The organism is Serratia sp. CY56464 (genome assembly GCF_052168435.1).
Lineage (GTDB): Bacteria > Pseudomonadota > Gammaproteobacteria > Enterobacterales > Enterobacteriaceae > Serratia > Serratia marcescens.
Genome location: NZ_JBJNMV010000004.1, coordinates 24,403 through 36,593, shown reverse-complemented (window position 1 = coordinate 36,593; position 12,191 = coordinate 24,403). Strand labels below are relative to the sequence as shown.

Below are 12,191 nucleotides of genomic sequence, written 5' to 3'. Positions count from 1 at the left end.
TCAATGTCCTCCCAGCGGTTTACGCTGTTGTCGCCACATGCCCCAACCTTCCAGCAGCGCGATGATGGCGATATACAGTACCGTCGCCACGCCGAACGCCTGGAAGGTGCGCAGGGTTTCGGTTTCGACCTGACGCGAGGCGTAAGAGAGTTCGGCAACGCCGATCGCCATGGTCAGCGACGAGTTCTTGATCACGTTCATGTATTGCCCCAGCAGCGGCGGCAGCGCGATTTTCAGCGCCTGCGGCAGCACCACGTAGCGCATCGCCTGCCAGCCGGTCAGCCCCAGCGCCTGAGCGGCATATTTCTGCCCGCCGGCGACGCCGCGAATGCCGGAGCGGATCTCTTCGGCGATAAAGGCGGTGGAGTACAGCGTCAGGCCGAAGAAACCGGCGAGAAACTCGAACGACGGCCACTCAAGCGGGCCGACCTGATGTGCGCTGTTCAGCCACTGCATGGCGGCGGACGGCAGGATTTGCCCGGCGGCGAAGTACCAGAAGAACAGCTGCACCAGCAGCGGCGTATTGCGAAACAACGAGCTGTATCCCATCGCCAGCCAACGCAACGGCCGCAGGCTGCTGTCGCGCATCGCCGCCAGCACGAAGCCCAACAGCGTGGCCGCCAGGCCCGCGCAGGCGGAAAGCCACAGCGTCAGCAGAAAGCCGTGCCACAGCCAGTTCAGGTATTGCGGCGCCAGCAGCCAGTCCAGGTTCATGTTCAATCCTTGTCTTGCAGAATGCATCAGGGGCGCAGCAAGCTGCGCCCCTCCGTACCGATCTCACCGCGAGCGGTTAAATCAGGCTTTCGGTTGCTGATCCAAAGGCGCGATTTTGAAATCGCCGCGCGGCTGGGCGGATTTGGTTTCCGGCCCGAACCAGCGATCGTAAATCTTAACCGCTTCGCCGTCGTTTTCCAGCTTGATCAGCGTCTCATTCACCGCGGCGGTCAAGCGATCTTCGCCCTTGGGAATACCCACGCCCTGATACTCTTTGGTCAGGCTGAACGGCGAAATTTCAAATTCCGCCTTCTGCGCCGCCGGCAGGTTGCCGAGCAGGCCGACCAGCTTGGCGTCGTCCTGAGTGATCGCCTGCACGTTGCCGTTGCGCAGCGCCACGAACGCCAGCGGGGTATCATCGTAAGAGATCACTTTCGCCGTCGGGAAACGCTCGCGCAGGGTGATTTCCTGCACCGTGCCCTTGTCCGCGCCGATGCGCAGCTTCTTGATGTCTTCCGGGGTTTTCAATACGCCTTTGCGGGCGATGAATTTCTGGCCGGTGGCGAAATACGGCACGCTGAAGTTCACTTCCTTGGCGCGCTCGTCGGTAATGGTGAAGTTGGCGGCAATCAGGTCAACCTTCTTCGACACCAGCAGCGGAATGCGGTTGGCCGGGTTGGTGGCGCGCAGCTCCACTTTCACCCCCAGCGCTTTGCCGATCGCGTCGGCGACGTCCACATCGTAGCCCACCAGCTTTTTGCTCTGCGGATCGATGTAGCCGAACGGCGGGTTGCTGTCGAACACCGCGATACGCACCACGCCGGCTTGCTTGATATCGTCAAGTTTGTCCGCGTGCGCGGCGCCGGCGGCGAGGCCGGTCAGACTGGCTAACAACGTTAAGGCCAAAGCGCGATGTTTCATAGAAAGCTCCTAAGTGGTTGATGTCCTGCTGGCGAATAAGCTAGCAAGCGCCACATAGGTCAGGAAATAATATAAAAAGCTATATTTATAACCTTTTTATCTTTATGCGCTTAAGATGGAATAAAGGCGCGGGAAACCGCGCCTTTGAAGGATATTACCCGGAAAGAGTTAGTCGGCCTTTTCGTCTTTACCGCCCGGAGAGAGCAGCTTTTCCAGGGCATCGCCGCCCAAATGACGGAAATCCTGCCCCTTGACGAAATAGAAGATAAATTCGCAGATGTTCTGACAGCGGTCGCCGATACGCTCGATAGAGCGGGCGCAGAACAGCGCGGTCAGCACGCTCGGAATGGTGCGCGAGTCTTCCATCATGTAGGTCATCAGCTGACGCACGATGCCTTCGTATTCCTGGTCGACCTTTTTATCTTCGCGGTAAATACGGATCGCTTCGTCCAGATCCATGCGCGCGAACGCGTCCAGCACGTCGTGCAGCATCTGCACGGTGTGGCGCCCCAGCGACTCCAGACTGACCAGCAGCGGCTGATGCTGGTGCGAGAACTTTTCCAGCGCGGTGCGGCAGATCTTGTCCGCCACGTCGCCGATGCGCTCCAGCTCGGAAATGGTTTTGATGATCGCCATCACCAGGCGCAGATCGCTGGCGGTCGGCTGGCGCTTGGCGATGATGCGCACGCACGCTTCGTCGATCGCCACTTCCATCATGTTGACCTTGGCGTCGCCTTCAATTACGCGCTTGGCCAACTCGCCATCCTGATTGTGCATCGCGGTGATGGCGTCGGTCAGCTGTTGCTCCACCAGCCCGCCCATGGTCAGCACCTGGGTGCGGATATGCTCGAGCTCTGCGTTGAACTGGCCGGAAATGTGTTTGTTTAAATTCAGGTTATCCATGATGCTTCCTATCAACCATAACGGCCAGTGATGTAGTCTTCAGTCTGCTTTTTCTGCGGCGCAGTGAACAGGTTATCAGTATCACTGAACTCGATCAGCTCGCCCAGATACATAAATGCGGTAGAGTCGGAGCAGCGCGCCGCCTGCTGCATGTTGTGCGTCACGATCACCACGGTGTAATCGGCCTTCAGTTCACTGATCAGCTCTTCAATCTTGCCGGTAGAGATCGGATCCAGCGCCGAGCAAGGCTCATCCAGCAACAGCACTTCCGGACGAATGGCGATGCCGCGGGCGATGCACAGACGCTGCTGCTGGCCGCCGGAGAGGCTGTAGCCGCTCTGGTGCAGCTTGTCCTTGGTTTCGTTCCACAGCGCGGCCTTGGTCAGCGCCCACTGCACGCGCTCGTCCATATCGGCGCGCGACAGCTTTTCAAACAGGCGAACGCCGAAAGCGATGTTGTCGTAAATCGACATCGGGAACGGCGTCGGCTTTTGGAACACCATGCCGACCTTGGCGCGCAGCAACGCGATATCCGAGTTGTCGGTCAGGATGTTCTGGCCGTCCAGCAGAATGCCGCCTTCCGCACGCTGTTCCGGGTACAGCTGGTACATCTTGTTAAAGGTGCGCAGCAGGGTGGATTTGCCGCAGCCGGATGGGCCGATAAACGCGGTGACCTTGTTCTTGGCGATATCCAGCGTGATGTTCTTCAGCGCATGGAATTTGCCGTAGTAGAAGTTCAGATCGCGTACCTGAATTTTGCTGCTGGAAGCGTCAGTAACCATACTCATCAAGACTTCTCTCTTTTCATCAGCGCCGCCAAAGCGGCGCTCAAAATTTTACGAATGCTTTTTCTTGGCGAAAATTACGCGCGCCAGGATATTCAGTAACAGTACGCACAGGGTGATCAACAGCACCCCGGCCCAGGCCAACTGTTGCCATTCGGCGAACGGGCTCATGGCGAATTTGAAGATGGTCACCGGCAGGTTGGCGATCGGCTGCATCAGGTCGGTGCTCCAGAACTGGTTCGACAGCGAGGTGAACAGCAGCGGCGCGGTTTCCCCCGCGATGCGCGCAATCGCCAGCAGCACGCCGGTGATGATGCCGGACACCGACGCCTTCAGCGTGATGGCGGAAATCATGCGCCATTTCGGCGTGCCCAGGGCATAGGCGGCCTCGCGCAGCGTATCCGGCACCAGCTTCAGCATGTTCTCGGTGGTGCGAATGACGATCGGCACCTGCAGCAACGCCAGCGCCACGATGCCGGCCCAACCGGAGAAGTGTTCCATCTTCGCCACCACGATGGTGTAAACGAACAGGCCCACCACGATCGACGGTGCGGACAGCAGGATGTCGTTGATAAAGCGGATCACTTCCGCCAGCCAAGATTTACGGCCGTATTCCGCCAGGTAGATGCCGGCCATGATGCCCAGCGGCGTACCGAAGAGGGTCGCCCACAGGATCAACAGGCCGCTGCCGGCGATGGCGTTGGCCAGGCCGCCGCCCGCGGTATTCGGCGGCGGGGTCATCTCGGTGAACAGCGCCAGCGACATGCCGTCGAAGCCTTTGGTGACGGTAGCGATCAGGATCCAGATCAGCCAGAACAGCCCGAACGCCATGGTCGCCATCGACAGGAACAGCGCGAGGCGATTTTTCTGCCGGCGCCAGGCCTGCATTTTGCGGCGGCTTTCCGCCAGAACGACTGCGTTTTGCATATCCATCGTCGCCATGTTAACGCCCCTCATTCTTGGCCAGACGCATGATCATCAGTTTCGACAGCGCCAGCACGATAAAGGTGATAACAAACAGAATCAGGCCCAGCTCCATCAGTGCGGCGGTGTGCACGCCGGACTCGGCTTCGGCGAATTCGTTGGCCAGCGCCGAGGTGATGCTGTTGCCCGGCATGTACAGCGAAGCGCTGTCGAGCTGATAAGTGTTGCCGATGATAAAGGTCACCGCCATGGTCTCCCCCAGCGCACGGCCCAGGCCCAGCATCACCCCGCCGATGACGCCGTTTTTGGTGAACGGCAGCACGATGCGCCAGATGACTTCCCAGGTGGTGCAGCCGATGCCGTAGGCCGACTCTTTCATCATCACCGGGGTCTGTTCGAACACGTCGCGCATCACTGCGGCGATGTAAGGAATGATCATGATCGCCAGGATCACCCCGGCGGCCAGGATGCCGATGCCGAAGGCCGGGCCGGAGAACAGCTCGCCGACGATTGGAATGCCCGACAGCACGTCGCCCACCGGCGTCTGGAAGTATTCGGCGAACAGCGGGGCGAACACGAACAGTCCCCACATGCCGTAGACGATGCTCGGAATGGCCGCCAGCAGCTCAATGGCGATGCCCAGCGGCCGCTTCAGCCAGTTCGGCGCCAGTTCGGTCAGGAACAGCGCGATGCCGAAGCTCACCGGCACGGCGATGATCAACGCGATAAGCGAGGTGACCACGGTGCCGTAGATCGGCACCAGCGCGCCGAACTGCTCCGCCGGCGCGTCCCACTCTTTGGTCCACAGGAACGCAAAGCCGAATTTCTGCATGCTTGGCCAGGAGGCGAAGATCAGCGAAACAATGATGCCGCCCAGCAACAATAGGGTAATCAGCGCAGCCAGTCTCACCAGCGCGCTGAAAATGATGTCACCGTTTTTGCCCGGTGCTTTGATGGTCGGCTTGTACTCAGCCATAGATTACTCTCTGTTTGAACCCTGGCAGCCCCAACCGGGATCGGAGCCTGAAGAACTGTGTGGGGCGCGGCGAACCCGCGCCCCTGCGTTGTTAGTACAGCGCTTTACCTGAACTGTCTTTTACGTTGGTTTTCCAGGCCGCACGCACCTGCTCAACCACTTCTGCCGGCAGGGTGGCGTAATCCAGCTCGTTAGCTTGTTTTGCACCGGTTTTGTAGGCCCAGTCGAAGAACTTCAGCACTTCGGCGCCCTGAACAGGGTTTTTCTGCTCTTTGTGCACCAGGATGAAGGTGGTGGAGGTGATTGGCCACACGTTGTCGCCTTTCTGGTCAGTCAGATCCTGAGCAAAGGTTTTGCTCCAATCTGCACCCTTGGCGGCGTTGCTGAAGCTCTCTTCGGTCGGGCTGACCGGTTTGCCGTCAGCGGACACCAGCTTGGTGTAAGCCAGGTTGTTCTGCTTGGCGTAAGCGTATTCTACGTAGCCGATAGAGCCTGGCAGACGCTGAACGAAGGCGGCGATGCCGTCGTTGCCTTTACCGCCCAGACCGGTCGGCCAGTTAACGGTAGAACCGGCGCCAATCTTTTCTTTCCACTGCGCATTGGCTTTGGACAGGTAGCTGGTGAACACGAACGAAGTGCCGGAACCGTCGGCGCGGCGCACTACGGCGATGTTTTGGTCAGGCAGTTTCACGCCTGGGTTCAGCTTGGTGATAGCCGGATCGTTCCATTTTTTGACGTTGCCCAGGTAGATATCGCCCAGGGTTTTGCCGTCCAGCGTCAGTTCGCCGGATTTGATGCCCGGGATATTCACCGCCAGCACCACGCCGCCGATCACGGTCGGGAACTGGAACAGGCCGTCGGCCGCCAGCTTGTCGTCAGACAGCGGGGCGTCGGAAGCGCCAAAGTCAACGGTGTTGGCCACGATTTGCTTTACGCCGCCAGAGGAGCCGATGCCCTGATAGTTAACTTTGTTGCCGGTTTCTTTCTGATAAGAATCTGCCCACTTGGCGTAAACCGGAGCGGGGAATGTCGCACCTGCACCGGTCAGGCTGGCAGCAGCGAACGCGGACACGGCGGTCAGGGAGAAGGTCGCTGCCACAATACTGGCGACGGTGGTACGCATCAGTTTCATAATCCCTCCTAATGGGATACTTAAAATCGACTTCGAGTCGTTTTAATCAGAGTAAGTATTGCTGCAGGAGGGAAAATAGGACAGTTTGGTGACAGAAAAATGTACGCAATATGACAGTTATATTACAGTGCATTTAATGAGTGTTTGTTTGTATTTAAATCAGAAGGTTAGCCGTGAAACAGCACATTTCCCAAGCAATAAAAAACCGGCTTGGCGCGGCCTATCCGCTTGAATATGACAACGTTTATCACCGAAACGGCAGCGCTGTCATCTTTAAGGTCACTCATGAAAAAAGCCGGCGCTAAGGCCGGCTTTTGCAGTTTACCTGCGGCAAATTACTCTACGGTGACAGACTTCGCCAGGTTGCGCGGCTGGTCAACGTCGGTGCCTTTGATCAGCGCCACATGGTAAGACAGCAGCTGCAACGGCACGGTGTAGAAGATCGGCGCGACGATTTCCTCGACGTGCGGCAGAGGAATGATGGTCATGCCTTCGCTGCTGACGAAGCCGGCGTCCTGATCGGCGAACACGTACAGCTGGCCGCCGCGCGCGCGCACTTCTTCAATGTTGGACTTCAGCTTTTCCAGCAGTTCGTTGTTCGGCGCCACCACAATCACCGGCATATCGGCGTCGATCAGCGCCAGCGGGCCGTGTTTCAACTCGCCCGCCGCATAAGCTTCGGCGTGAATATAGGAGATCTCTTTCAGCTTCAGCGCCCCTTCCATGGCGATCGGATACTGATCGCCACGGCCGAGGAACAGCGCATGGTGCTTGTCGGAGAAGCCTTCCGCCAGCGCTTCGATATCTTTATCCATCGACAGCATCTGCTCGATACGCGCCGGCAACGCCTGCAGACCATGCACGATCTCGTGCTCCACGCTTTCCGCCATGCCTTTCAGACGGCCCAGGCGCGCCACCAGCATCAACAGCACGGTGAGCTGCGTGGTGAAGGCTTTGGTCGAGGCTACGCCGATTTCCGTGCCCGCTTTGGTCATCAACGCCAGATCGGATTCACGCACCAGCGAAGAGCCGGCAACGTTACAAACGGCCAGCGAACCGAGATAACCCAGTTCTTTGGACAGGCGCAGCGCCGCCAGAGTGTCGGCGGTTTCGCCGGACTGCGACAGAGTGATGATCAGGCTGCCCGGACGCACCGCCGATTTGCGGTAACGGAATTCGGACGCGATCTCGACATCGCACGGCACGCCGGCCAGCGCTTCGAACCAGTAACGCGCCACCATACCGGAGTGGTAAGAAGTGCCACAGGCGATAATCTGCACGTGCTGCACCTTGGCGAGCAGCTCGTCGGCGTGCGGCCCCAGCTCACTCAGGTTGATTTGGCCATGACTGAAACGCCCTTCCAGGGTGTTTTTCAGCGCCAGCGGCTGTTCGTAAATCTCTTTTTGCATGTAGTGGCGGTAAGCGCCCTTGTCGCCGGCGTCATACTGCACCTGGGACTCGATCTCAGGGCGCTCGATGGCGTTGCCCTGTTTGTCGAAAATGTTGACGGTGCGGCGAGTCACTTCCACCACGTCGCCCTCTTCCAGGAAGATGAAGCGGCGGGTGACCGGCAGCAGCGCCAGCTGATCGGAAGCGATGAAGTTTTCCCCAACGCCACGGCCGATAACCAGCGGGCTGCCGGAACGCGCCGCGACCAGCACGCTCGGATCGCGGCTGTCCATCACCACGGTGCCATAAGCGCCGCGCAGCTGCGGGATCACGCGCTGAACCACTTCCAGCAGCGTACCGCCTTGCAGTTGTTCCCAGTGCACCAGGTGCGCAATCACTTCGGTATCGGTTTCAGAGCTGAAACGGTAACCACGTTCAATCAGCAGTTCGCGCAGCGGCTCGTGGTTTTCGATGATGCCGTTATGCACCACGGTAATGTAGTCGGAAACATGCGGGTGCGCGTTCGCTTCGGTCGGTTCACCGTGCGTAGCCCAACGGGTGTGAGCGATGCCGGTACCGCCGTGCAGATCGGTTTGTTCCGCCGCTTCGGCCAGCTTTTGTACCTTGCCAACGCGACGCAGGCGACTGACGTTGCCTTTTTCATCGACCACCGCCAGACCGGCGGAGTCATAACCGCGGTACTCGAGACGACGTAAACCTTCCAACAGGATTTCTGCGATATCACGTTGCGCTACTGCGCCTACAATTCCACACATTCAGTTATATTCCTAATGAACGCCCTTCATGGGCGCTTTCGATGCCTTGACCTGATTTTTGCCGGTTTTTACCGTGCGCCCCCGAGCCTGTAGATGGTGGGGATTATTATGTTTTGTATTGGGCTCGTGAACGGAGCCCAACGCAAAACACACTATGACTTCTTCTTCACCGGACGTTGCCAGCCCTGAATGTGCACCTGCTTGACGCGGCTCAACACCAGTTCGTTCTCGGCGATATCGCGCGTCACCGTGGTGCCGGCGGCGATGGTGGAGCCTTTGCCGACCGACACCGGCGCCACCAGCTGAGTATCGGAACCGACGAACACGCCGTCGCCGATCAGCGTCTTGTGCTTGTTGGCGCCATCGTAGTTGCAGGTGATGGTGCCGGCGCCGATATTCACGTCATTGCCGATTTCAGCATCGCCCAGGTAGCTGAGGTGGCCGGCCTTGGAGCCTTTGCCCAGGCGCGCCTTTTTCATTTCCACGAAGTTGCCGACGTGAGCCCCTGCCGCCAGCTCCGCGCCTGGGCGCAAGCGGGCGAACGGCCCTACCGTGCAGTCTGCTTCCAGCACGCTGTCTTCCAGCACGCTGTAAGGGCTGATCTCGCAGTCATCACCGATCACGCAGTTTTTCAGCACGCAGCCGGCGCCGATTCTCACCCGATCGCCCAGCTTGACGTGACCTTCGATAATCACATTCGCATCAATAGTGATGTCACGGCCGTGAACAAGTTCCCCGCGCAGATCGAAACGCGCCGGATCCAGCAGCATCACGCCGGCCAACAGCAGCTTTTCAGACTGTTCCGACTGGAATACGCGCTCCAGAGTCGCCAGCTGCAGACGATTGTTCACGCCTTCCACTTCACTTAAACGCGACGGGTGCACGGCTTCGATTTTCTTGCCGTCGGCATGCGCCAACGCAATGATATCGGTGATGTAAAACTCGCCCTGTGCGTTGTCGTTATTCAACATTCCCAGCCAGCGTTTCAGATCGCGCCCGTTCGCCACCAGGATGCCGGTATTGATCTCGTTGATCTGCCGCTGCGCTTCACTGGCGTCTTTATGCTCGACGATGCCCACCACGTCGCCGTTCTCACGCACGATGCGGCCATAGCCGCTCGGATCGTCCAGCTTGACCGTCAGCAGGCCGATGCCGCCCTGCGGTTTAGCCGCCAACAGGCGTTGCAGCGTATCGACGGAGATCAGCGGCACGTCGCCGTACAGCATCAGCACGTCTTCATCATCGGCAAAATGCGGCGCGGCCTGCTGCATTGCGTGACCGGTACCCAGTTGCTCGGCCTGCAGCACCCAGTTCAGCGCGCCGTCAGTCAACGTGCTTTTCAGCAAATCGCCGCCGTGGCCGTATACCAGGTGAACATGTTGCGCACCCAGCTTCATCGCGGCATCAATGACGTGTTGCACCATCGGCTTGCCGGCCAACGGGTGCAACACTTTGGGAAGATCGGAATACATGCGCGTACCCTTGCCTGCGGCGAGGATAACTACGCTCATTGCGCTGTTCGACATAAGCAACCTGATAACTCCATTTTGATAGACGAAAGTAAAACCGTTTAGCGACGATATTACTACATATTTCTCATCACGAACCCGGCGCAGGCCGCGCGGCGCGTGGTCTGTCACCACCATGCCCAATTCAGCTCCAGGGCAAAAAAACTGTCGGCGTTCGGCGACGTTTCTTGCCCGATATCAGGGGTTATATACCACTCTGCCAGCCGGGCCGAAATGCTTATTTTAAAGTAAAAAAAAAGCGACCCTATGGGCCGCTTTCTTAAAGTTGGGTGCAGAGCACCCAAACATTACATCGCTTTTCTGGTGAGCTCGATAACGCGCAGTTTTGCGATCGCTTTCGCCAGTTCAGCGGATGCCTGAGCATAGTCGACATCGCCATGAGAGCTGCGAATGTGTTCTTCAGCTTTACGCTTAGCTTCCAACGCTCTCGCTTCGTCGAGGTCAGTACCACGGATAGCAGTGTCCGCCAGCACGGTAACCACGCTCGGCTGCACCTCGAGGATGCCGCCGGACAGGTAGATGAACTCTTCTTCACCGTGCTGCTTAACAATACGCACCATGCCAGGCTTGATGGCAGTCAGCAGCGGCGCATGGCCAGGGAAGATCCCCAGTTCACCTTCGCTGCCTGTCACCTGGATCTTCTGCACCAGGCCGGAAAACATCTGTTTTTCCGCGCTGACTACATCCAGATGGTAAGTCATAGCCATATCACCCTCCTCTCAAGGCGTTACAGTTTCTTGGCTTTTTCCACTGCTTCTTCAATGGTGCCAACCATGTAGAACGCCTGCTCCGGCAGGTGGTCATAGTCGCCGTCCATAATGCCTTTGAAACCACGGATGGTGTCTTTCAGCGATACGAACTTGCCCGGAGAACCGGTGAAGACTTCTGCCACGAAGAACGGCTGAGACAGGAAGCGTTGGATCTTACGCGCACGGGATACGACCAGCTTGTCTTCTTCAGACAGCTCGTCCATACCCAGGATCGCGATGATATCTTTCAGTTCCTGGTAGCGTTGCAGAATGGACTGCACGCCACGCGCTACGTCGTAGTGCTCCTGGCCAACGACCAGCGGATCCAGCTGACGGCTGGTGGAATCCAGCGGGTCAACGGCCGGGTAGATACCCAGAGAAGCGATGTTACGGCTCAGTACCACGGTTGCGTCCAAGTGCGCAAAGGTGGTGGCTGGAGACGGGTCAGTCAAGTCATCCGCAGGAACGTAAACGGCCTGTACGGAAGTGATGGAACCGGTCTTGGTCGAGGTGATACGTTCTTGCAGAACGCCCATCTCTTCCGCCAGCGTTGGCTGATAACCTACCGCGGATGGCATACGGCCCAGAAGTGCGGACACTTCGGTACCGGCCAAGGTGTAACGGTAGATGTTGTCAACGAACAGCAGAACGTCACGGCCTTCGTCACGGAATTTCTCCGCCATGGTCAGACCGGTCAGCGCAACGCGCAGACGGTTACCTGGTGGCTCGTTCATCTGGCCGTAAACCAGGGATACTTTGTCCAGAACGTTGGAGTCGGTCATTTCGTGGTAGAAGTCGTTACCCTCACGAGTACGCTCGCCCACGCCCGCAAACACGGAATAACCGGAGTGCTCGATCGCGATGTTACGGATCAGCTCCATCATGTTTACGGTTTTACCTACGCCCGCACCGCCGAACAGACCGACTTTACCGCCCTTGGCGAACGGACAAATCAGGTCCATTACCTTGATACCGGTTTCCAGCAGTTCCTGGGAGCTGGACAGCTCTTCGTAGCTTGGCGCCGCGCGGTGAATCGCCCAACGCTCTTCTTCGCCGATGTCGCCTTTCATGTCGATCGGTTGACCCAATACGTTCATGATACGACCCAGGGTAGCTTTACCCACCGGCACTTCAATCGGGTGGTCCAGGTTGTTCACTTTCAGACCGCGACGCAGACCGTCGGAGGTCCCCATTGCGATACAGCGAACCACGCCACCGCCCAGCTGTTGCTGAACTTCCAACACCAGTTTTTCGGTGCCGTTTTCTACCTCAAGGGCGTCGTACACTTTCGGTACGGCATCCTGAGGGAACTCGACGTCCACCACGGCGCCGATTACCTGGATAATCTTTCCAGTAGCCATCTTGAATCCTCTACGTAATTCGTAAACCTAGC

The 12,191-nt window shown here is 58.2% G+C and carries 11 protein-coding genes; all 11 read right to left on the bottom strand.

The features are described from left to right. The 11 genes from ACJ8KE_RS18260 to atpD all read right to left on the bottom strand — a co-directional run bounded on the left by ACJ8KE_RS18260 (window position 1) and on the right by atpD (window position 12,159). Complete coding sequence (locus ACJ8KE_RS18260) at window positions 1-714, bottom strand: amino acid ABC transporter permease (protein WP_016929611.1); 714 nt, start codon at window positions 712-714, stop codon at window positions 1-3. Window positions 715-795: 81 nt separating this feature from the next. After that, on the bottom strand, window positions 796-1,635 hold the full coding sequence (locus tag ACJ8KE_RS18255; protein WP_016929612.1) for an ABC transporter substrate-binding protein: 840 nt from the start codon (window positions 1,633-1,635) through the stop codon (window positions 796-798). A gap of 168 nt (window positions 1,636-1,803) precedes the next feature. After that, window positions 1,804-2,538, bottom strand: a complete 735-nt coding sequence (gene phoU / locus ACJ8KE_RS18250; protein WP_016929613.1) for a phosphate signaling complex protein PhoU — start codon at window positions 2,536-2,538, stop codon at window positions 1,804-1,806. 11 nt (window positions 2,539-2,549) lie between these two features. After that, window positions 2,550-3,320: a phosphate ABC transporter ATP-binding protein PstB gene (pstB, locus tag ACJ8KE_RS18245; RefSeq protein WP_016929614.1), complete on the bottom strand. Its 771-nt coding sequence runs from the start codon at window positions 3,318-3,320 to the stop codon at window positions 2,550-2,552. A gap of 54 nt (window positions 3,321-3,374) precedes the next feature. Then, complete coding sequence (gene pstA / locus ACJ8KE_RS18240) at window positions 3,375-4,265, bottom strand: phosphate ABC transporter permease PstA (RefSeq protein ID WP_004933824.1); 891 nt, start codon at window positions 4,263-4,265, stop codon at window positions 3,375-3,377. Window position 4,266: 1 nt separating this feature from the next. Next, entirely contained in the window at window positions 4,267-5,223 is a 957-nt protein-coding gene (pstC, locus tag ACJ8KE_RS18235) for a phosphate ABC transporter permease PstC (protein WP_016929615.1), read from the bottom strand. A 91-nt stretch (window positions 5,224-5,314) separates the two neighbouring features. After that, complete coding sequence (pstS, locus tag ACJ8KE_RS18230; RefSeq protein ID WP_079450353.1) at window positions 5,315-6,355, bottom strand: phosphate ABC transporter substrate-binding protein PstS; 1,041 nt, start codon at window positions 6,353-6,355, stop codon at window positions 5,315-5,317. 335 nt (window positions 6,356-6,690) lie between these two features. After that, entirely contained in the window at window positions 6,691-8,520 is a 1,830-nt protein-coding gene (glmS, locus tag ACJ8KE_RS18225; protein ID WP_097103044.1) for a glutamine--fructose-6-phosphate transaminase (isomerizing), read from the bottom strand. A gap of 152 nt (window positions 8,521-8,672) precedes the next feature. Next, the gene (gene glmU, locus ACJ8KE_RS18220) at window positions 8,673-10,046 is read right to left on the bottom strand and encodes a bifunctional UDP-N-acetylglucosamine diphosphorylase/glucosamine-1-phosphate N-acetyltransferase GlmU (protein WP_442517333.1); all 1,374 of its coding nucleotides are present in this window, start codon (window positions 10,044-10,046) and stop codon (window positions 8,673-8,675) included. 290 nt (window positions 10,047-10,336) lie between these two features. Then, entirely contained in the window at window positions 10,337-10,756 is a 420-nt protein-coding gene (locus tag ACJ8KE_RS18215; RefSeq protein WP_004933814.1) for a F0F1 ATP synthase subunit epsilon, read from the bottom strand. Between the two features lie 20 nt (window positions 10,757-10,776). Beyond that, a complete protein-coding gene (gene atpD / locus ACJ8KE_RS18210; protein ID WP_004933813.1) occupies window positions 10,777-12,159 on the bottom strand; it encodes a F0F1 ATP synthase subunit beta in 1,383 nt (460 codons plus the stop codon). Window positions 12,160-12,191 lie beyond the last annotated feature (32 nt).

What these genes read in the sequence shown, in the direction of transcription:
- pstS (WP_079450353.1), bottom strand. Translation starts at nt 6,355, where the DNA reads ATGAAACTGATGCGTACCACCGTCGCCAGTATTGTGGCAGCGACCTTC.
- glmU (WP_442517333.1), bottom strand. Translation starts at nt 10,046, where the DNA reads ATGTCGAACAGCGCAATGAGCGTAGTTATCCTCGCCGCAGGCAAGGGT.
- ACJ8KE_RS18215 (WP_004933814.1), bottom strand. Translation starts at nt 10,756, where the DNA reads ATGGCTATGACTTACCATCTGGATGTAGTCAGCGCGGAAAAACAGATG.
- pstB (WP_016929614.1), bottom strand. Translation starts at nt 3,320, where the DNA reads ATGGTTACTGACGCTTCCAGCAGCAAAATTCAGGTACGCGATCTGAAC.
- ACJ8KE_RS18255 (WP_016929612.1), bottom strand. Translation starts at nt 1,635, where the DNA reads ATGAAACATCGCGCTTTGGCCTTAACGTTGTTAGCCAGTCTGACCGGC.
- atpD (WP_004933813.1), bottom strand. Translation starts at nt 12,159, where the DNA reads ATGGCTACTGGAAAGATTATCCAGGTAATCGGCGCCGTGGTGGACGTC.
- glmS (WP_097103044.1), bottom strand. Translation starts at nt 8,520, where the DNA reads ATGTGTGGAATTGTAGGCGCAGTAGCGCAACGTGATATCGCAGAAATC.
- ACJ8KE_RS18260 (WP_016929611.1), bottom strand. Translation starts at nt 714, where the DNA reads ATGAACCTGGACTGGCTGCTGGCGCCGCAATACCTGAACTGGCTGTGG.
- pstC (WP_016929615.1), bottom strand. Translation starts at nt 5,223, where the DNA reads ATGGCTGAGTACAAGCCGACCATCAAAGCACCGGGCAAAAACGGTGAC.
- phoU (WP_016929613.1), bottom strand. Translation starts at nt 2,538, where the DNA reads ATGGATAACCTGAATTTAAACAAACACATTTCCGGCCAGTTCAACGCA.
- pstA (WP_004933824.1), bottom strand. Translation starts at nt 4,265, where the DNA reads ATGGCGACGATGGATATGCAAAACGCAGTCGTTCTGGCGGAAAGCCGC.